Below are 20,117 nucleotides of genomic sequence, written 5' to 3'. Positions count from 1 at the left end.
CCCAGGGTGCGTTTCTCTCCCAACGGCCACGCCCTGGCAACCCTCACCTCCAACGGCGCCCGCGTCTGGAGCACCGACGCCGACTACGTCGCCACCCGCGTGTGCCGCCTCAGCACCGGGCACCACTGGGCACAACTCCTCCCCGACCAGCCGGTAGAGGGCCTGTGCCCGACGTGATCAGCCACCGGCCTGGTCGGCTTCTCGGCGGTGTCGTACTACTCGGGGCCGAAGGCGTCCGCCGCGGTGATCTCAGAAGCCGCTGTCGGTGTGCGGAGAGTCCTACGGACGGTGTCGCGGAGCCAGCGGTGGGCGCCGTCGGCCGTGTGCCGGGGGTGCCAGGCCATGCCGATGGCCAGTGGTGGCAGCGCCAGGGGGATGTCGAGGAGGTGCAGTCCGAGGGCGTTGGCATCGTGGGTGAGGGGCGAGGGGGCCGCGCCGGGGTGTGCGGCGGGTACGAGGCAGACCAGGTCGCTGCGGGCAGCGAGGGTCATCGCGGCCAGGTGGCTGGGGAGGACGACGCTGACCCGCCGGTCGAGGTTCAGCTCGGCGAGGGCGGTGTCGAGGGGGCCGGTGAACCGGCCGCGGCGGCTGACCACGATGTGTTGGGCGGCAGCGAGCCGGGCCGGGGTCAGCGGCCCTTCGGTGAGTGGATGGCCGGGCCGGACGGCCGCGACCATTCGGAGGCTGACCAGTTCTTCGATCCGGGTCTCGGGGTCCACGTGGTCGATGGATCCGATCTCCAGGTCGATCCGGCCATCGCGCAGCGCGGGTCCGGCCTCCAGTTCTTCGGCCCGGACCCGGAACGAGACTCCCGGCGCCTCCCGCCGGGCCAGTCGCAGCAGCCCGGGGGCCAGTGCCGCGCCGACCAGGTCGGCGGCCTGGAGGGTGAAGGTGCTGCGGAGGCTGGCGGGGTCGACGCTCGCGCCGGGGCCGAGCAGCGCTCCGAGGCTGCGTACCACTGTGGCGGCTTCCTCGCGCAGGGCCTGGGCGCGTGGGGTGGGAACCATGGTCTGTCCGGCCCGGACCAGGAGGGGGTCCTGGAGGATACGGCGCAGACGGGCGAGGGTGCGGCTCATGGCGGCGGGCGAGGTGTGCAGACGTGCGGCGGCACGGGTCACGCTCTGCTCGGCCAGCAGAGCGTCCAGCGCGATGGCGAGATTGGCGTCGATGACCGGATCCGGGCTGTTCACCAGCATCATTCCATTTCGAGCAATGATTCCGTGCTGAAGTTCCCATTGTGGCAGTACGGAGATCCTCAGCAGGATGAGGGGCGTACCCGAACCAGCACGACCTGCGAGGTTTTGTTGATCGTCATCACTGCTCCCACCGGGAACATCGGCCGTCACCTGCTCTCCCGGCTCCTGGAGTCCGCTCCCGCCGCGGGTGAGGAACTGCGCGTGATCGTGCGCGATCCCGCCCGGCTTCCGGACGAGGCGCGCGGCCGCGTCGAGGTGGTCACCGGATCGCACGCGGAAGCCGGTGTCCTCGACCGGGCCTTCGAGGGTGCGGACGCCGTCTTCTGGCTCGTCCCCCCGGACGCCTCCCTGACCCCGTACGACGCCTACAGCGGTTTCACCCTCCCCGCCCTCAAGGCGCTCGCCGCCCACGGCGTCGGCCATGTCGTCGGCGTCTCCGCGCTCGGCCGCGGCACCCCGCTCGCCGACCGGGCCGGCCTCGTCACCGCCTCCCTCGCCATGGACGACCTCATCGCCGGCACCGGCGTCGCCTACCGGGCGCTGGCCTGCCCGTCCTTCTTCGAGAACCTCCTGGAGGAAGCCGACTCGATCCGCGAGAAGGGCGTCTTCACCGACTCCGTCGACGCCGACCGCAGGGCCCCCTTGGTCGCTGTCGCCGACATCGCGGCCACCGCCGCCGGCCTGCTGCTCAACCGCTCGTGGACCGGCGACGACAGCGTCCCGGTCCTCGGGCCGCAGGATCTGTCCCCCAACGACCTGGCCCGCATCATGACCGAACAGCTCGGCCGCCCCGTCCGCTACGAACGCCAGCCGCTCGACGAGCTGTCCACCACCCTCGTCGGCTACGGCCTCAACGAGGCATTCGTCCAGGGCATCGTCGACATGAAGCGGGCCAAGGACGAGGGCCTCGACGCCGGCATCGCCCGCACTGCGGACACCACCTCCCCCACCGGCTTCGAGCAGTGGTGCGCCCAGACCCTCAAGCCCGCCGTCCTCTCCTGAAGTCCGGCACCCGGCGCCGGGACACACAGAGCCCGGCGAACCAAGCCCACCCGCCACCCTGGAGGCACCCTGATGTCCGCTGCGAAAACCGAACCGCCGGTCACGGCGTTCATGCTGGTCAAGACCACACCCGAATGGCTCGCCCTGACCGTCCAGGAACGCGTGGACGCCTTCACCACCCAGGTCCTCCCGGCCATCGAGGCCAAGACCACCGGAGTCCGGTCGCGCTTCTACGACACCGAGTTCTACTCCGCGCGCGTCACCGACGTCTGGGTGTGGGAAGCCGAAGACCACCACGCCTACCAGCGCCTCATCGACGCACTGCGCGAAACCCCGTTCTGGGACCGCTACTTCGAGGTCATCGACCTTCTCGTCGGCACCGAGAACGGCTACGCGCGAACCTACGGTCTCGAACCCGTCGCCACCATCACCACCTGACACACCGCCCACTCGCGCAACTGGGCCGATGCTCTCCGGCCGGTTGCGGCCGGAGGGCATCGGCACCCAGCATCGTGGTCAGGCACCAACACAAGCTGCCAAAGCCCCCCGAACGGCCTCAGCTCTGCTTGGCCTGAGCCTCCTTGGCAGAGGCCTCCAGTCGGTTCCAGTAATCTTGGTACCACGCCTCGTCGCCGCCATCCATGTTGCTGTTGCCCTCCCGCAGGCCGACCTTGCCGTCGATCAGCTCGCGGACGATGTCGGCGTGGCCGGCGTGCCGGTTCGTCTCGGCCGTCATGTGCAGCATGATCCGCTGAAGCGTCACGTCTCCGCTGTCACCCCACCATGCGACATGGCCCATCGCGTCGAGCGGTAGCGCCCCGATCGTCGCGTCGGCGTGCGTCCAGGCGCGGTGGTAGAGGCTGAGAACATCCTCGCGCGACTCGTAGGTGGTCGCCCACATGTCCGAGTTGGGCTCGGCGCCCTCCTCGTGCCAGGGGAGGGATTCGTCGTGCGGGCGGCCGAAGGTCGGGCCGAAGTACCCGAGCTCGACGCCGGCGAGGTGCTTGACGAGGCCGAGGAGGTTGGTGCCGGTCGGCGTCAGGGGGCGGCGGATGTCGTACTCGGACAATCCGTCCAGTTTCCAGACGATGGCTTCGCGGGCTGCTTTGAGATAGCGGTGCAGGTCGTCTTTAGGATCATTGGGCTTCATGGGGCCGAGTCTCGCACCACCTGCCCACAGCGGTCGCGTGAGTTTGCCGCTATAGGTCACCACCGCGGCCGTTCATTCAACGGGAGGCCAAAAGTCCGTACAGCAGAGGGACCCCCGGCTCCGGCAGCCGCCACCAGCCGGACGAGCCACGAACCATATGGGGCCAGCGTGGCCAGGGCAGTTCAGGACTCTCGCGCAGCCGTCGGATGTCCAGACCGGCTCCGATCAGGGCGTTGACGACCTCGCCCAGCCCGTGCATCCACTCGTAGCTGTCGGTGGCGCCCTCGACGGCCGGGCCGTCGGTGTAGGTGTGTGTCGCGTCGCGGTGTACGGGGCCGCTGCCACCCAAGTAGTCATGCCGGAGCAGGAGTTCGGGGCCTTCTCCGGGGGCGGGCTTCGGGCCCAGCGAGTTCAGGAGCGGGTGGAACTCCACGATGTACAGGCGGCCGCCGGGACGCAGCAGTTCGGCGACGACACCAGCCCAGCGGTCCAGGTCGGGGAGGTAGCACAGGGCGCCCTTGCCGGTGTAGACGACGTCGAACCGACGCCCGCCGAGGGCCGCCACGGCGTCGTACACATTGGCCTGTACGTACCTCACGTCGAAACCGGCACGCGCCGCGATGCTGGTCGCCGCCGTCACAGATGCCGCGGAGAAGTCGAGGCCGACGGTCCGCGCCCCGCGCTGCGCGAAGGCAATCGTCTCCGTGCCGAGGTGGCACTGCAGATGCAGCACGTCGCGGCCGGCCATCTCGCCGAGGTCGTCCCACTCCCACGAGGCGAACCAGCGGGACGGGTCGGACTCCCCGTCGAGCCCGTAGAACCGGCTGGCGAGGTGGACTGGCGTCCGGGCATCCCAGTTCGACTGGTTGGCCCGCATCATCCGCTCGTACGCGTCGGTCATGGGCTCACTATGGCAGGCGTCCGCAGCAGATGGAGAAACCCCGGGAAAGCCGCGGACTGCCACAGACGGCACCGGCGGACTGCCGCGAGATCTTCGCAACTTGCCGTGGGCGGTCGTCCATAGGGCATCGGGAATGATGACAGAGGGAGACTAAACGTCCGAGGAAGGCGCCCTCTCAGACATACCCACGATGTGTCCCCGCGCGACCAGCTCCAAAGTGGCCCAGACCGCGATGGACTGCACGGCCAGCAGCGCGATGAGGACGAACAGCTGGACCGCCCCGGCCTCGACAGGTGAGGATCCGCTGAGCAGCATGCCGACATAGGCGCCGGGAAGCGTGACGAGACCGACCGTGCGGGTCTGGTCGAGGCCGGGAATCAGCGCGTCGGAGGCCGCAGGGCGGGCGATCTCCAGGCGGGCGTCGCGGTCCAGGAAGCCCAGGGCGAGGGCTGCCTCGACCTCCCCTCTGCGGGCGGTGAGTTCCTCAAGGGCGCGGCGTCCGGCGAGGACCGTCGCGGTGAGCGCTCCGCCCGTGAGGATGCCGGCCACCGGAATCAGTGCGATGCCTTTCGGCGGCAGCAATCCGGTCAGAAGGAGCGCGGCGAGGACAGGAAGCACACCACACGCGATCGGCGCCGCCGCCCAACGCCAGCTGGGATGGCGGGTGACGCGGTGGCCTGCGGTCCACGCGGCAACGGACAGCATCAGGACGACGAAGCCGAGCGTCAGCGGCAAGACATGCACGACCACACCGATGACCAGGGAGACCACGGCGAGTTGCAGCGCGGCGCGTGCCCCGGCAATGGCGATCTCCTTCCCATAGCGCCGGGCGCCGCGGGCATCGCCGAAGTTCGCCCGCGCGGCGATGGCGACCGCGGAGGCGAGCAGCGCCGCCATGACGACGCCGAGGGTCGCGTTGACGGGCAGCAGCATCAGCGCCACCTCTCGGCGGCGGCGCGGGTCAGGGCGCGGACGGCGTCCCTCCAGTCAGCCACCAGACCAATGTCGCACTGATCGAAGACCGGCGCGTCGGGATCGTGGTTGATCGCGACGATGGTGTGGGCGCGTGCCACCCCGACCAGGTGATCGCGGCTTCCTGAGATACCGATGGCGAGGTAGAGGCGCGGAGCTATGGAGCGTCCGGTGATGCCGACCTGCCGGTCGTGCGCCTGCATACCGGCGTCTGTGACCTTGCGGGTCGCCGCGAACTCCGCATCCAACAGGTCGCGCAGTCCGTCGAGTTCGGCATAGCCCTCCTTGGGGACGCCCGCGCCGACGCCGATCACCACATGGGCCCGTTCAACGGCATCGTGGTCGCCGCGTGGGGTGCGGTGCAGCACCCGCACGGCCGGTTCCTCTGCGACGTCCAAGGTGCGGTGCGTGATGGAGCGGGCGGCGCGGGGGGCGGGCAGCGGCAGGCAGCCGGTGTGCACCGTCGCGATCCGGGTGCGTCCGACGGCGGTGATGTCGGCGAGGGCGGAGCCCGTGGGTTTGGTGCCGATCAGGAGCGTCGACTCGGCCGCCTCCTGCGTGCGCAGGGAGGTCAGGTCGCTCATCAACCCGCCATCGAGGCGCACCGCCAGGCGAGCCAGGACTTCACGGTCCCAGGCGGTGGAGCCGGACAGCACCGCCCACGGTGGTTCCGGCCGGGACGCGGCCCAGTCCGCGAGCGCGCGGGCCAGCGAACGTGGTCCGCTGTCGGTGAAGACGAGGGCGTCGTCCGCCCCGGCCGCCGACAGGCGGGCGAGGTCGGCATGCGGGGTGGCGACGACGACATGGCCGTCCGTCCGCGCCGCGATCCCGGCCGCGGCCCCGAGCAGGGCGCGGGCGCCGACGGACCGCGGCGCACCGGTGACCGCCAGGATGAGCGGCCCGCTGAGCCGGGGCGGGCCCGGCGGAAGTGTCGAGGCGGGAGCGACATCGAGCCGGGCGGCGCGCTGGTCGATCAGCTCCAGGACACGCCCGGCGTCGTCCGGGTCACCGGTGAGGAGCTCGGGCCGCCGGCCCTGCCGGATCGTGTGCACCGCGAGGACGGTGGTCGGGCTGGCGGCAGCCGCCCGCGCCCCGGGCAGCCCGGTCAGGGGCAGGGTCGTGACGGCAGCGGGGGACGGCCAGTTCTCGGGCGCTGCCTTCGCGGCGGCACACGAGCGCTCGGCGACGGAGATGACGGCCGGCAGCTCGGCCTCGACCTCCTCGACGGCATCCTCGCGTTGCAGGACGGCGACGAGTCGACGCGTGCCACCCGCCATGCGCAGGCCGACGTCGAGGACGGGGCCGATGAACGGCAGGCCGAGCAGTTCGGCGGTCATGGGGCCGATCGCGCTGGTGGACCCGTCGGTGCTGCTGCGTCCGGCGACGACGAGGTCGGGCGCGCCCTGGGTGCGTACCGCCGCGGCGAGCGCGTGCGCGGTGACGAGGCAGTCGGCGCCCGCCAGGGCGGGATCGCTCACATGCAGCCCGTCGTCGGCACCGCAGGCGATGGCCTCTCGCAGGACGTCCACGGCGCGCGGTGGCCCGAGCGTGACGGCCGTGACACGGCCGCCGCAGGCGCGGCCCAGTTCGACGGCGCGGGTCACCGCGCGCCGGCACCAGGCGTTCATCTCGGCGGGCAGACTCGTCCGGTCGATGCGCCGTCGGCTGTCGAGGGCCGGTGAGCTGTCGTACGGCGGAACCTGTTTGACCAGTACGGCGATGTGCAAGGGCTGCTCGTCGGCCATGGCGCTACGCAACGCCCGTGCCGACGATCAGGCCGACCCCGAAGGTCACCGCCGCGGACAGGCTGCCGAGTATGAGCTGACGGCCGCCACCGAACCAGGCGGGGCGGGCGGTGAGGCGGGCGATGAGGCCGCCGGCGAGCAGCAGGCCCGCGGCGCTGGCCAGCAGGGCGGGCAGGATCGCGGTCGCGCCGAAGAGGAACGGCAGGAGCGGGATGAGCGCGCCGATGGCGAAGGCCAGGAAGGACGATCCGGCCGCCGTCCATGGCGAGGGCAGGTCGTCGGGGTCGACGCCGAGCTCTTCGCGGACGTGCACGCGCCAGGCCACTTCCGGGTCCGCGCTCAGCTCCTGTGCCACTTCGGCCGCGAGGGTGGGCCGTACGCCCTTCGCCTCGTAGATCATGGCGAGTTCGCGCAGTTCGTCCTCGGGGTGCCGCTCCAGCTCGCGGCGTTCCTTGGAGATCTCGGACTGGGTGAGTTCGTTCTGCGAGGAGACGGAGGTGTACTCGCCGGTCGCCATCGAGCAGGCCCCGGCGACCAGGCCCGCGAGTCCGGTCAGGACCACGGACGAGCCCGTGGCGCCGCCGCCCACCACGCCCGCGACGAGGGCGAAGTTGGAGACGAGTCCGTCCATCACGCCGAAGGCAGCCGGCCGCAGCCAGCCACCGTTCACGTCCCGGTGGGCGTGGTGCAGTTCGGCCGCGGAGGTGCCGGCGGTCATTGCCATGGATTGTCCAATCTCGTTGAGCAACTGCTCATTCCCCATAACCAGGAGAGCTCAATTAGGTAAGGATTACTTTCCTTGCCGCTTCCGTTCTCTCCCCAAAGACCGTAGAGTTGCCTGGCCATGGCGGAATTGGTGGTGACCGACAAGTCGGGACTCGAAGGTTGGGCTCCTCGACAAAGCGTTCGGCGCACGCGACGCAAACACTGGTGTCCCTTTCCGGAAACACGAAATCGCCGTGCGACTGCGAGGACCCCCATCATGATCCGGCCACTGACATACGACAGCTTTCCCACCCATGCCGCCCTCACCGAGCTGCTCAGATCGTGGGCGAATGACCGACCGCACCTGATGCTCCTGGAGAGCCTCGGTCCTTCCCTGGAAGGCCGGGACATCTGGCTCGCGACACTGACAAATACGGCGACGGGCCCCGCCGGCGACAAGCCGGCATTCTTCGTGGAGGCCGGGATCCACGCCGCCGAATGGGCCGGCGGATTCGCGGCCCTGCATCTCATGCACCGATTGCTCGCCGCGCACGGAACCGACGAGCGGGTGACCCGGCTGCTCGACACCCGGACGCTGTACGTGGTGCCGCGCCTGAATCCCGACGGTGCCGAGCACGTGATGTCCGAGGGCCGCTATGTACGCTCCAGCATGCGGGCCTACCCACATCGCGGGGAGCGGCCGGGACTGCGGTTGGGGGACGTCGACGGGGACGGTCGGGCGCTGTTCATGCGGCTACCCGATCCGGACGGGCCATGGAAGGCGCATCCGACGGAGCCGCGGCTGCTGGTGCGGCGCGAGCCGGACGAGGTCGGTGGCAGCTACTTCCGGCTCTTCCTCGAGGGCGAGATCGAGGACTACCGCGGCGATGTCGTGCCGGTGGCCGACCCCGTGGAGGGCATCGACCTGGGGCAGAACCTGCCGACGGACTGGGCCGCCGCGGACCGGATCCCGGACAACGCGGGTCCCTACGCGGGGTCCGAACCGGAGACCCGGGCGGTTCTGGAGGCCGTGACCGGGCGCCCGAACATCACCGGCTTCGTCACCTGCCACACCTTCGGCGGACTGCACCTGCACCCACCGCTCAACAGCGGCGAGCAACTGCCGTACGCGGACCGGCGGGTGTACGACACCGTCGGCGCGAAGGCCGCCGAGCTGACCGGCTACGACGTCATGTCGTTCCAGGACCTCAAGTACGACCCCGACGTCCCGTTCCGCGGCGGCCAGCTCGGCTGGTACTACGACCAGTTGGGCATCTTCGCGTGGATCACGGAATTCTGGAGCCCGCAGCGCGCCGCGGGCATCGAGTCCTACCACCCCTCGCGCTGGCTCCTGGACCATCCCGTCGAGGACGACCTGCGGCTGATCGAGTGGAGCGACAAGGAGCTGGAGGGGCGGGGCTTCGTCGACTGGTACCCCTTCGAGCACCCGCAGCTGGGCCCGGTCGAGCTGGGCGGCTGGGACATCATCAACTACTGGTACAACCCGCCGCTGCACCGGGTGGAGGCGGAGGTCGCCCCGCACACCGACTGGATCGTCTTCCAGGCCCTGTGCTCGCCGCGCCTGGACGTGCGCACGGTGTCGGCGACCGAGGAAGCACCCGGCGTGCACCGGATCCGTGCGGTCGTGCGCAACAGCGGCTGGCTTCCCACGTACGTGACACAGCAGGCGCTGCGCCGCGGGGTGGCGGGGACGGCGACGGCATCCCTGGAACTGCCCCCGGACGCGCGTCTGGTGGCTGGTGAAGCGACTGTGCAGCTGGGCCAGCTGGAGGGCCGCAGCGGGGCGCTGTCGACCACCACATGGTGGGGGCACGACCCCGGAACGCCCGATCTCGCGGCGGCGGAATGGGTCGTGACCGCCCCTGCCGGGGCGACCGTGACGGTCCGCGCCCGGCATCCGAGGGCCGGGGCGGCCATGGTCGACGTCCGTCTGGGCACCTGACCACGGCTCTCGCGAAAGGGGGTGACGGATCACTGCCGTCACCCCCTTTGCCTTCCCTTCTCCCGCTCCAAGTGCGGCTCAGTCCGCGCGATACGTCCAACGCCCGCCGAGCAGCGTGCCGAAGACCGGCATGGCGGCCAGTTCGTGCGGTGCGAGGTCTCCGGGGTCCTCCTCGGTGAGGACGAGGTCGGCCCGGTCGCCGATCCGGACCGCGTCCCGCCCTGCGGCAGCCGCGGCCAACGCCGCGTCCAGTCCGATCGCCTGCTCCGGATGCCAAGGTTCACGGCCGCTCTCCGCGCCGCGGTGCACAGCGGCCGCGATCCCCCGCCATGGGTCCAGGGGAGCCACGGGCGCGTCCGAACCGATGCGCAAGGTCGCCCCGGCCGCGAGGAGATCGGCGTAGGCGTAGGCCCGATCGGTGCGGCCACGCCAGTGACGGTCGGCGATGTCCCGGTCGTCCGGGGCGTGGGCCGGCTGAACCCCGAGGACGAGGCCGGGGCGCGCGAAGCGGGGCAGGTCGGCCGGGTCGACGAGTTGGGCGTGCTCGATCCTGCCGCGCGCACCCACCCGTTCGAAGGCGTCCAGCGCGATGGTGTTGGCGCGGTCCCCGATCGCGTGCACCGCACTGTGCAGTCCGTGCGCGGCGGCTCGCGCCATCAGTTTCTCGAGGTCGGCGGGAGGGGTCTGCAGGATTCCGCAGGAGAGGCCGTCGGAGCCGGCACCCGGGTACGGCTCGTGGCACAGCGCCGTCCTGGTGTTGAGGGAGCCGTCGACGAACACTTTGACCGGGCCGACGGTCACGAAGCCGTCGGTGCCGGGCAGCGGATCGCCGGTGCGCAGGCCGTCGGCGATCGTCTGCTCCAGGTACTCGGGGTAGACGGCGCCCGTGACCCGTACCGGGAGCCGCCGGTGGCTCGGGCGCCGCGCCCAGTCCCTGAGGTTGTCGGCGTATTCGAAGTCGAGGAGATGGGTGACGCCGCGGGCGGCGGCGGCCCGCAGCGAGTCCGCCACCCACGCGTCGATCACGTCCTCGCCGACCTGTCCGAGGCGGGCCACTGCGTCCAGAGCGTCGTGCTCGCGCAGCACCCCCGTGGCGTGCTCGGCCCGGCCCAGGCGGGCGAGCGCGGCCTGGCTCAGCCAGGCGGTGTGCAGGTCATTGCTGACCAGAGCGACGGCCCGCTCCCCCGCCCAGGCCAGCAGATCGCGGTGCGGCTCATCGCTCCACAGGCCGTCGCGGAAGCCGAATCCGATGAGTGGTACGTCCGGCGGCTCGGCGGCGCCGCCCGCGGCACGGGCCATCTCCTGCGCCGCCGCCCGCGCCGACGTCGCCGCGGACAGATCCACGCGGCGCCGCGCGCTGGCCCATTGCACGCTGTGGACATGGGCGTCGGACAACCCTGGCAACAGGGTGCGACCGTGGGCGTCGAGAACGTCGTCGGCGCCGTCGGGCGGCATATCGGGGGTGACAGCCGTGATGCGGCCGCCGGTGATCGTGACGCTGCCGCGCGGGCCCCGCGCGCCGAGTCGCACATCGCGCAGCAGCAGCGTCCGGCGGCGTGTGACGGTGCGGCTCAGTGCCTCAGACACGGGCGACCATCACCTTCCGCATGGCATCGGCCAGTTCGGGGTTGCGGTGCGGGTCGTCACCGGCGAGGGCCGCCACCACCCGCTCCACGGTCTCCCGAGGTTTGTCCTGGCTGAGCTTGTGCTTGCCGACGACGCGGGTGGGCTCGAGCCGGAATCCGGTCGTGTGCGGGGCGATGGACTGTGCGTAATCGGCCACCGTGTCCAGACTCCACGGTCTCGGCCTGGTCCCTTCGAAGTGGTCGACCGTGCGCCGCAGCACGTCGAATGTGGCGTCGGCGCCGAGGACCGTGGGACGTCCGTGCAGGTGGGCGACGATGAAGTTCCAGGTCGGAACGTACGGGCCGGTGCCGTAGGTGCTGGGCGAGACATAGCCGTGCGGACCCTGCACGACAAGCACCGCGTCGTGTTCGCCGAGCCGGTGCGCGTCGGCGTCGGCGCGGGCCAGATGCCCGACCACCGCGATGCCCGATCCCGTCTCCGGCTCGTCGACCAGCACGGGCAGGTGGGACACGACGGGCGCGGCCTCGTCCGCCGTGATCAGGGTCGCCCATCCGTACCCGGCGATCAGCTGTTTCAGCTGCTCCGGGTCGGTCAGGGCGAAGAGTTCTTGTTCGAGCATGGAGTCCCCACGGGTCGGCTGACGCTGTCGTGCCGACGGTAGGTCGCGGCCCCGGCTCGTACTTCGTGCGCGGCGAGCATTTGCGACCGGGGAGTTTGTCGGCGCGCACACACCTCGATGACCGCCCTCTATGTTCTGGTGCTGAGGTCGTGCAGGCGCAGTTGCAGCCAGGTGGCGAGTCGGGTGTCCGGGTCGTCGAGGTCCAGGCCGAACAGTTTCTGAATCCGGCGGACGCGGTACCGCAGCGTGTTCTCGTGCACGGAAAGCCGGGCCGCCGCGGGCACGGCCTCGCCGAACGCGTCGAGGTAGGCGAGCAGCGACTCGGTGTACGTGGACGCGGTACGGGCGTCGTGCGCGATGATGCGCTGCACCGGGCCCGGCGCCAAGTCCGTTGCGGGCGAGCCTCGTTCGAGGAGTTCCAGGAGCGTGACGCGGCTGCGCACCTCCTCCAGGGCGGCGACCCGCGGGGAGTCGGCGTCGGCGGCCAGGGCGCGCAGCACCCGGTCGGCCGTGCGACGGCAGGCGGGGACATGGTCGAGGACGTCGCCGGTCATACTGACGCCGCCGTGCAGGGTGAGTCCCGTATTGCGCCGGACCGTGTCGCAGACGTTCTCGGCGAACTTCACCGCGCGTGCGAGCGCTCCCGCGTCGGCGCGCACCGGCAGCAGCGCGTACACGGTGCCGCCCGCGGCGACGCACAGTGCCTGGGGATGCCAGGCCTCGCAGTACAGATTGACGAGGTCGACGGTGCGGGCTCCGGCGAGGCCGGGGGTGTCCTCCGGTGTCGCCTGCGCGAATGCGACGACTACAGTGCGGGCGTCGGTGGCGAGGCCGAGCTGGGCGGCAGCCGTGTGCCCGCCCACGCCGCCGTCGAGGAGCGCGGCGAGTACCTCCGCGCGCCGCCAGCGGTCGGGGTCACGGTGGGTACGGGCGCGCAGCAGGTGCAGCGCGGTGACCTTGGCGGCCTCCACGATCGCGGCCGCCGCGCCCTCGCCCAGCGCCGGGGCACCGTCCAACGCCCATAGGAGACCGAGGAGTTGAGATCCCGCGCGGACGGCTATCGCGAGCCGGTTGGTGTGGTCGGGCTCCGGTATGTCGAACCAAACGGGGCCGTCGGCGCGGATCACACGCTGGTACTCGTCGCTGTTGCCGGGGCGGTGCGGGGTGAGCCGGCCGAGGATTGCCTTGCGCCGGATGTCGTCGATCTCCTGGTGCGGCAGGCTGGAGTGCGCGAGGACGTGGCCGTGCGGATCCTCGATGGTGATGGCTCCGCCGACCTGGTAGGCGATCACATTGGCCAGGGCGAACAGGTCGCCCATGCCGACGGACGCGTAGGAATCGGCGGATGGCTCGACCGCTCCGGTGGCGGCGGTGGCGAGCGCGTCGAAGTGCCGCCACGGCATGTCGTCCGGGATGGTGCACAGCGCGACGCCCGCCTCCTGCGCCCCCGCTGCGGCTGCCGCGAGGTCGGCCCCGCGGGCCTTGAGGACGACGGCGCAGTAGCCCGCCTGTCCCGCTTGCCTGATGGCCTCCAGGGTTCCATCGTCCACGGCGCCGCCGGCCAGCAGGAGCAATCCGCCCGGTTGCGGCGGAACCGGTTCGTAGAGCCCCTGGACGACGGGCTGCCCGACCGGCACCTCGTCACCGCGCGGGATGCACACGCTGTCCAGGACGAGCGGGCCGAGCGTCTCGCGCAGGCGGCGCAGGGTGATGCGACCGGAGTTCTGGAGAGCCAATGGTCCGGTGGCCGGAAAGGATCGTTCGGGGTCGCTCGGCATTGCGTCATCGTAGCCACAGCACGGGCCCGCGCTTCAAGATCCATCAACACATCACCTGGGCATCACCTCGCTTTGCTGTCACCAGATTTCATGACTTGTCCATGCGGCGTAGGGGTGTGTGTTTCCTCAGGGTCGACGCCGTGTGGAGGCCGACAAACACTCCGGGACGATTTTGCGCCACCCGACGATGTCGGGCCCTTCGCCGTGCGGGACTCTCGGGACCCGCAACCCGACAGCCTCGGAGGTAGCCGTGTTCCCTGTGCTCAGACGCCGCAAGGGGGTGCGGGCCGCGGCGGCCGGTGCCGCCCTGTCCGTGCTCGCGGCGCTCACCGGCTGCGGTGCGGACGGCGTCGGCCGGGCGGCGCCGGGTCCGGACGGCGGCTCCTTCAGCATCGGCGTCCCCGCGTGGTATGTAGCGCACCTCACGCCCGGCCGGGCGGGCAAGAGCTCCGTTGCCGATGCGATCTGGACGCCGCTCACCCGGATCGACGACCGGGGGCGGGCCGTCGGCGCGGTGGCTCAATCCGTACGCTCCTCCGACCTCCGGCACTGGACCATCGAGCTGCGCCACGGCTGGACGTTCCACAACGGCGAGCCGGTCACCGCCCGGTCGTTCGCCGACGCCTGGAACGCCGCCGCCTACGGGCCCAACGCGATGCCCTACGGGTATCTGTTCTCCGACATCCAGGGCTACACCGACCTCAACCCCCTCAAGGGAAAGCCGAAGCGCACGACCTTGTCCGGGGTACGTGCCGTCGACGCCCACACCCTGAAGGTGACGCTGTCCCGGCCACTGTCCGTCTTCCCGTACACCCTCACCAGTACGGTGTTCGCACCGATGCCGAAGACCGCGTTCAAGGACCTGGCCGGCTTCGACCGGCTGCCGATCGGCAATGGCCCCTACGAGGTCGCCGCGCCCGGCATCAAGCCCGGAGTGCAGCAGCTCACCCTGCGGCGGTACGACGGCTACGCCGGCCCCGAGGGCAGCGCCGCCCGCATCACGGTGAAGTCCTACCAGGACGACGCCACCGCGTTCACCAGCTTCCAGTCCGGAGCGGTCGACGTGGCCCTGGCCTCGGGCAGCCGGCTGGCGCAGGCGCGCCGCACCGACGCGGACGACGTGGCGCTGTCGACCGCCGGCGGCGTCGTCTACCTCGGATTCCCGCTGTGGGACAAGCGATTTCGGGACCGGCGGGTGCGGCAGGCGTTCTCCCTGGCGATCAACCGCCACGCCGTCACACGCTCGCTGCTCCAGGGCCTGGCCTCTCCCGCCGCCGGTATCGCGCCGGACACGGTGACCGGGGGCGGACAACGGGCCTGCGCCGACTGCCGCTACGACCCCACCCGGGCCAGAAGGCTGCTGTCCGAGGCCGGCGGCTGGCACGGCCGCCTCACGCTGTGGACGCAGGCGGACCCGGCCATGCAGACGGTCCTGGAGGCCGTCCTCAACCAGCTACGCACGAATCTCGGCATCACCTCGATCACCCTCGAGGCGCAGCCCACCGACCAGCTCTATCCGAACCTGTCCGCGCACAAGGCCGACGGCCCGTTCCTGCTCTACATGGGCGCCTCCTACCCCGCGCTCTACGCCCAGGCGCAGCAACTGTTCACCACGGGCTCGGGCACCAACACCACCGGCTACCGGAGCGGTACGTTCACCTCGCTCCTCGATCGCGCCGCGGCCGCCCGCACCACGCCCCGTATCACCGCCCTCACCCGTCGCGCCGAACGCACCGCCCTCGACGACCTTCCGCTGGCGCCCCTCTACCACCCCGTGACCGGCGCCGTACACGGGCCCGATCTCACGGGGGTGCATCTCGACTTCCTCGGCGACGTGCAGCTCGCCCGTATCTCGGTTCGCTGAACCCGCTCGTCTCCCGCCGTAGTTGAAGGAAGGAACGGATGTGGCGCGCTTCCTCGTTCGCAGACTGCTCACAATGATCCCGGTCGTCCTCGGGACGACGTTCATCATCTACGCCGCCGTGTACGCTCTGCCCGGCGATCCGGTCCAGTCCCTGGCCGGGCCCGACCGCGCCGTCAGCCCGGCCGCCGCGGCCGCCCTGCGCTCCCACTACCACCTGGACTCGTCCCTGCTCGTCCAGTACGGGCACTATCTGTCGGGTCTGCTGCACGGTGACTTCGGCATCGACTTCGGCGACGTGCCGGTCTCGTCGCTGATCGCGGCGGGCTGGCCGGTGACCGTGCGCCTCGCGCTGACCACGTGGGTCATCCAGGCGGTGGCCGGTACCGGCCTCGGGGTCCTCGCCGCGGTGCGTGCGGGCCGCTTCCCGGACCTCGCGGTCCTGGGCGGCTCCACTCTGATCCTCGCGGTGCCGTACTTCGTCACGGCGTACGTGGCGCAGATCGTGTTCGGCGACCGCCTCGGCTGGTTCCCCGTCTCCGGCGTCGACGCGGGCTGGCCCCGCAGCTATCTCCTACCGGCGCTGTGTCTGGCCCTGTTGGGCGTGCCGGAAGTGGCCCGTTTGACGCGGGCGGCCGTGCTGGAGAACCTGGGCGCGGAGTTCGTCGACACCGCCGTCGCCAAGGGTGCGGGCCGGATACGGGTGCTGGTCAGGCATGTACTGCGCCCGTCGCTGATTCCCATCGTGTCCATGCTGGGGCTGACACTGGGCACGCTGCTGTCCGGCACGATCCTCATCGAGGGGATCTTCAATCTGCCCGGTCTCGGCTACCAGACGTTCCAGGGCGTCCAGCAGCACAACGGGCCCGTCGTGGTCGGCATCAGCACGCTGCTCGTGCTCACCTTCCTGTTCATCAATCTCGTCGTCGACGTCCTCTACGTCGTCATCGACCCCAGGATCCGCCTTGACTAGCCTGCTGTCCGCCCCTGAGGCGGCCTCCGCGTCCTCTGCCCTTGAACCCGTCCCGGCCAACGGCCCGTTGCGCTCCCTGCTGCGCCGCCCGCGGTTCGTCTTCTCCGCCTTTGTCGTGGTGCTGCTGTGCGCGGTCGCGGCCGGGCCGGGGTTCTTCGCCGGATGGTTCGGGCACGGCGATCCGCACGCCTGCGATCTCGACCACAGCGGTCACGGGCCCACCGCCGGCCATCCGTTCGGCTATGACATCCAGGGCTGTGATCTCTACAGCAACGTCATCCACGGAACGCGTGATTCGCTCGGCATCGGACTGCTCACCACCGCCGTGACCCTGGTGACCGCGGTCGTCCTCGGCTGCCTGGCCGGTTACTTCGGCGGTCTGCTCGATCTGCTGATCAGTCGGCTCATGGACGTGTTCTTCGGATTCCCCGTGCTGATCGGCATGATCGTGGTCCTGGAGACATTCAGCGTGCACAGTGTCACCAGCGTCTCGCTGGTGCTCGCCCTGTTCTCGTGGCCCGTACTCACCCGCATCATGCGCTCGTCCGTGCTCACCGTCCGCGATCTCGACTACGTCGTCGCGGCACGGGAGTTGGGCGCCGGACACCTGCGCATCCTGGTGCGTCACGTCATCCCCAACGCCATCGCCCCGGTCGCCGTCCTCACCAGCATGAGCATCGGCGGCGTGATCACCGCGGAGGCGTCCCTGACATTCCTGGGCGTGGGGCTGAGGGCACCAGCGGTGTCCTGGGGCGTCCAACTCAACACCGCCCAGCAGTACTTCACCGACCATCTGGGCCTGCTCCTGTTCCCCTCGCTGTTCCTCTCCCTCGCCGTGCTCGGCTTCGTCCTGCTGGGCGACTGCCTGCGCGACGCCTTCGACCCGAGGTTGCGATGACTCCGTCTCCACGCCCCTCCCCGCCCTCCCCCGGCCCTCTCACCGCGCTGCCTGCCTACGACGCCGACGCCCCGGCCCTCGCGGTGGACGATCTGCGTGTCGAGTTCCCGGCCGCTCGCGGCCGACGGACCAGCACCGTCGTCGACGGCGCTTCCTTCCAAGTGACCGCCGGGCAGACCCTGGCCGTGGTCGGCGAATCCGGTAGCGGCAAGAGCATGACGGCCCGGACGGCCCTGGGCATCCTTCCCGCCGGTGCGGCGGTCCGCTCCGGCAGCGTCCGGGTGCACGGCGTAGATCTGCTCACGCTCGACGAACGACGGCTGCGGACGGTGCGCGGGAGGCACGTGGCGATGGTCTTCCAGGACGCGCTCGTCGCGCTCAACCCCGTGATTCCCGTGGGCCGGCAGATCGCCGAGGTGTTCCAGGTACACGGCCGGGCCGGTCGCCGGGCCGCTGCCCGGCACGCGGTGGACCTGCTCGACCGGGTCCGCATCCCCGACGCGGCCCGCCGCGCGGGCCACTATCCGCACCAGTTCTCCGGCGGTATGCGCCAGCGCGTCGTGATCGCGATGGCGCTCGCGCTCACCCCGCAGGTACTCATCGCCGACGAGCCCACCACCGCGCTCGACGTGACCGTCCAGGCCCAGATCCTCGCTCTGCTGCAGGAGCTCCAGGATGAGCACCGGCTCGCCCTTGTCCTCGTCAGCCACGATCTGGCCGTCGTCGCGCAGAGCGCCGACCACGTGGCCGTGATGTACGCGGGCCAGGTCGTGGAGTCCGCCCCCGGATACGAGTTGTACCGACGCCCGGCACACCCCTACACTCGCGCGCTCCTCGACGCCGTCCCGCGCCGCGGCCGCAGGGGGCACCCCTTGGCAACCCTGCCGGGCGCGCCGCCCGACCCGGCGCGCCCGGCGGACGGATGTCGCTTCCGTCCACGCTGCCCGCTGGCCCGCGCGCAGTGCGCGACTCCCCCGCCCGTCCACAACGTCGGGGCGCAGCACACCAGTTCATGCCACCGCTGGCAGGAGGTGACCGGCTCATGACCGCTGAGCCGCACTCGACGCCCGTCCTCGATGTGCGCGATCTCGTCAAACGCCATCCGGCCGGTAACAGGCCACTCGCCCGGCGTGGCGGGCACCAGATCACGGCGGTGGACGGGGTGGACCTGACGCTGCGCCACGGCGAGACGCTGGGGCTCGTCGGCGAGTCGGGCAGCGGCAAGTCGTCGCTGGCCCGGCTGCTGACCGCGGTGGACCGCCCCACCTCGGGCGAGATCACTGTGCTCGGCCGCCGCTTGGACCTCCTGCGGGGGCGTCGGCTGCGCGAGATGCGCCGCAACATACAACTGGTCTTCCAAGACCCTTACACCAGCCTGGACCCCCGGATGACCGTGTACGACATCGTGCGCGAGCCCCTGCTCATCCACCGCGAGGTGACACCTCGCGCCGACCACCGCGCCCGCGTCGCCGAGCTCCTCGAACTCGTCGGCCTGAGCCCCGACCACGCCAGTCGCCGTCCCCACGAGTTCTCCGGCGGGCAGCGTCAACGCATAGGCATCGCCCGCGCCCTGGCGCTGCAACCCGGCATCCTCGTCTGCGACGAACCCGTGTCCGCTCTCGACGTCTCGGTCCAGGCCCAGATCGTCAACCTCTTCACCGCTCTCCGCAGCGAGCTGGGCATCTCATACATATTCATCGCTCATGACCTGGCCGTGGTCGAGCACGTCGCCGACCGGATCGCGGTCATGCGACGGGGCCGCATCGTCGAGACAGGGACCGTCGCGGACATCTACGACCGCCCCCAACACCCGTACACCCAGGAACTGTTGGCCAGCTCCCCGGACCTGGAGCCGGCACTGCGCGGCCGAGCGGTCCCGGATCCCGGTTATGAATGGCTGAGATGATGCCGTACCAGGCGGACGAAGTCCGCGGTGGCGGGGTGCGCCGGGTCGGTGGGCCAGGCGAGGTAGACCGGGACGGACGCGGCGTCGGCCAGGGGGACGTAGCGCACACCGGGGTGGGAGTGGTGGTGGCTGGTGCCTTCGGCGGTGACCCCGACCGCCTCGCCGGTGGCGATGGTCGTCAGCCACTCGTCCACTCCGGGCACGTCGATCGTGACCGGACGCCGTCCTTGCGGCCACAGCTCCACCCCGGTGGTGGCCGCCGTGGAGCACAGCGCCACCACCTGATCGGCCAGGTCCGCCAGGGTCAGTTCGGAACGGCCCGCCAGGTGGTGGTGGTCGGGCAGTGCCGCCAGACGCCGTTCGCTGACGAGCTCGACCAGCGTGATCGAGCTGCTCTCCTGCGGGCGGACGCGCAGGAAGGCGAGGTCGGCCTGGCCTCGCCGCAGAGCGGCCTCGGGGTCGTCCCGGCGGCGGATCTCCGCCCGGACCTCCGGATGCCGCTCCCGCCAGGTACGCAGCAGCGGGACGGTGTGGCTGCCCAGAGCGGCCCAGGCGAACGCCAGCCGGAGCGGCCGGGACGATCCGGCGGGGGCCGCTGCCTCGGTGAGGGCGTCGTCGAGCTGACGCAGGATGCGGTGCGCGTGCTCCCACAGACGCAGACCGGCGTCCGTCAGCTCCAGACGGCGGGTGGTGCGCTCGACCAGGCGGACCCCGAGCCGGCTCTCCAACTGCTCCAGCGTCCGCGACAGGGCGGGCTGGGTGATATGCAGGGCACGGGCCGCCCAGGTCACCGTTCCCTCGTCGCCGATCGCCGCGAGCGCGCGCAGGTGCCGCACATCCACATTCATGTCTCCCAAGCAT

Annotated in this window: 18 protein-coding genes; 8 read left to right on the top strand and 10 right to left on the bottom strand. The window is 71.0% G+C overall.

Features of this window, described 5'->3' with window-relative positions; all coding sequences use genetic code 11:
* Positions 1–215: 215 nt before the first annotated feature.
* Complete coding sequence (locus J2Z30_RS22245) at positions 216–1,199, bottom strand: LysR family transcriptional regulator (protein ID WP_044566575.1); 984 nt, start codon at positions 1,197–1,199, stop codon at positions 216–218.
* A 105-nt stretch (positions 1,200–1,304) separates the two neighbouring features.
* On the opposite strand from J2Z30_RS22245, the gene J2Z30_RS22240 reads away from it, so the two are divergent.
* Both J2Z30_RS22240 and J2Z30_RS22235 read left to right on the top strand, forming a co-directional pair.
* Positions 1,305–2,198 carry an NAD(P)H-binding protein gene (locus J2Z30_RS22240; RefSeq protein ID WP_044580649.1) on the top strand — a complete coding sequence of 298 codons (894 nt, stop codon included), beginning with the start codon at positions 1,305–1,307 and terminating at the stop codon, positions 2,196–2,198.
* Between the two features lie 72 nt (positions 2,199–2,270).
* Complete coding sequence (locus J2Z30_RS22235) at positions 2,271–2,636, top strand: darcynin family protein (RefSeq protein ID WP_044566576.1); 366 nt, start codon at positions 2,271–2,273, stop codon at positions 2,634–2,636.
* Between the two features lie 118 nt (positions 2,637–2,754).
* Here J2Z30_RS22235 and J2Z30_RS22230 read toward each other — a convergent pair whose 3' ends face one another.
* From J2Z30_RS22230 to J2Z30_RS22210, 5 genes are all read right to left on the bottom strand, one after another.
* Positions 2,755–3,348, bottom strand: a complete 594-nt coding sequence (locus J2Z30_RS22230) for a DinB family protein (RefSeq protein ID WP_044566578.1) — start codon at positions 3,346–3,348, stop codon at positions 2,755–2,757.
* 76 nt (positions 3,349–3,424) lie between these two features.
* On the bottom strand, positions 3,425–4,249 hold the full coding sequence (locus J2Z30_RS22225; protein ID WP_044566580.1) for a class I SAM-dependent methyltransferase: 825 nt from the start codon (positions 4,247–4,249) through the stop codon (positions 3,425–3,427).
* Positions 4,250–4,399: 150 nt separating this feature from the next.
* Positions 4,400–5,182 (bottom strand): ABC transporter permease, encoded by a 783-nt coding sequence (locus J2Z30_RS22220; protein ID WP_044580650.1) that lies wholly within the window; start codon positions 5,180–5,182, stop codon positions 4,400–4,402.
* Complete coding sequence (locus tag J2Z30_RS22215) at positions 5,182–6,966, bottom strand: FAD-binding protein (protein ID WP_044566582.1); 1,785 nt, start codon at positions 6,964–6,966, stop codon at positions 5,182–5,184. Before J2Z30_RS22215 ends, J2Z30_RS22220 begins: the two co-directional genes overlap by 1 nt.
* A 4-nt stretch (positions 6,967–6,970) precedes the next feature.
* Positions 6,971–7,684, bottom strand: a complete 714-nt coding sequence (locus tag J2Z30_RS22210; protein ID WP_044566583.1) for a VIT1/CCC1 transporter family protein — start codon at positions 7,682–7,684, stop codon at positions 6,971–6,973.
* Positions 7,685–7,948: 264 nt separating this feature from the next.
* On the opposite strand from J2Z30_RS22210, the gene J2Z30_RS22205 reads away from it, so the two are divergent.
* A complete protein-coding gene (locus tag J2Z30_RS22205; protein WP_044566585.1) occupies positions 7,949–9,634 on the top strand; it encodes a M14 family metallopeptidase in 1,686 nt (561 codons plus the stop codon).
* Positions 9,635–9,712: 78 nt separating this feature from the next.
* Here J2Z30_RS22205 and J2Z30_RS22200 read toward each other — a convergent pair whose 3' ends face one another.
* The 3 genes from J2Z30_RS22200 to J2Z30_RS22190 all read right to left on the bottom strand — a co-directional run bounded on the left by J2Z30_RS22200 (position 9,713) and on the right by J2Z30_RS22190 (position 13,618).
* Positions 9,713–11,221: an amidohydrolase gene (locus tag J2Z30_RS22200; RefSeq protein WP_308280006.1), complete on the bottom strand. Its 1,509-nt coding sequence runs from the start codon at positions 11,219–11,221 to the stop codon at positions 9,713–9,715.
* Positions 11,214–11,840 carry an FMN-binding negative transcriptional regulator gene (locus J2Z30_RS22195; RefSeq protein ID WP_044566587.1) on the bottom strand — a complete coding sequence of 209 codons (627 nt, stop codon included), beginning with the start codon at positions 11,838–11,840 and terminating at the stop codon, positions 11,214–11,216. The genes J2Z30_RS22200 and J2Z30_RS22195 overlap by 8 nt, the downstream gene beginning before the upstream one ends.
* A gap of 128 nt (positions 11,841–11,968) precedes the next feature.
* Complete coding sequence (locus tag J2Z30_RS22190) at positions 11,969–13,618, bottom strand: PucR family transcriptional regulator (protein WP_052701098.1); 1,650 nt, start codon at positions 13,616–13,618, stop codon at positions 11,969–11,971.
* Between the two features lie 250 nt (positions 13,619–13,868).
* On the opposite strand from J2Z30_RS22190, the gene J2Z30_RS22185 reads away from it, so the two are divergent.
* Genes J2Z30_RS22185 through J2Z30_RS22165 form a run of 5 tightly spaced genes read left to right on the top strand, consistent with a single transcriptional unit; the run spans position 13,869 to position 19,256 of the window.
* Complete coding sequence (locus J2Z30_RS22185) at positions 13,869–15,482, top strand: peptide ABC transporter substrate-binding protein (protein WP_052701099.1); 1,614 nt, start codon at positions 13,869–13,871, stop codon at positions 15,480–15,482.
* 40 nt (positions 15,483–15,522) lie between these two features.
* Positions 15,523–16,452 carry an ABC transporter permease gene (locus J2Z30_RS22180; RefSeq protein ID WP_044566589.1) on the top strand — a complete coding sequence of 310 codons (930 nt, stop codon included), beginning with the start codon at positions 15,523–15,525 and terminating at the stop codon, positions 16,450–16,452.
* Positions 16,445–17,350: an ABC transporter permease gene (locus J2Z30_RS22175; protein ID WP_052701100.1), complete on the top strand. Its 906-nt coding sequence runs from the start codon at positions 16,445–16,447 to the stop codon at positions 17,348–17,350. Before J2Z30_RS22180 ends, J2Z30_RS22175 begins: the two co-directional genes overlap by 8 nt.
* Entirely contained in the window at positions 17,347–18,396 is a 1,050-nt protein-coding gene (locus J2Z30_RS22170; protein ID WP_078956378.1) for an ABC transporter ATP-binding protein, read from the top strand. The genes J2Z30_RS22175 and J2Z30_RS22170 overlap by 4 nt, the downstream gene beginning before the upstream one ends.
* Entirely contained in the window at positions 18,393–19,256 is an 864-nt protein-coding gene (locus J2Z30_RS22165; RefSeq protein WP_052701101.1) for an ATP-binding cassette domain-containing protein, read from the top strand. Before J2Z30_RS22170 ends, J2Z30_RS22165 begins: the two co-directional genes overlap by 4 nt.
* Here the strand turns inward: J2Z30_RS22165 and J2Z30_RS22160 are convergent.
* The gene (locus J2Z30_RS22160) at positions 19,238–20,104 is read right to left on the bottom strand and encodes a LysR family transcriptional regulator (protein ID WP_044566590.1); all 867 of its coding nucleotides are present in this window, start codon (positions 20,102–20,104) and stop codon (positions 19,238–19,240) included. The genes J2Z30_RS22165 and J2Z30_RS22160 overlap by 19 nt on opposite strands.
* Positions 20,105–20,117: the final 13 nt, after the last annotated feature.

Origin of the sequence: Streptomyces iranensis, from assembly GCF_017874715.1 — a bacterium.
GTDB classification, from domain to species: Bacteria; Actinomycetota; Actinomycetes; order Streptomycetales; family Streptomycetaceae; genus Streptomyces; species Streptomyces iranensis.
The sequence above is the reverse complement of the archived record's forward strand: the minus strand, read 5'-3'. Positions and strand labels throughout refer to the sequence as shown.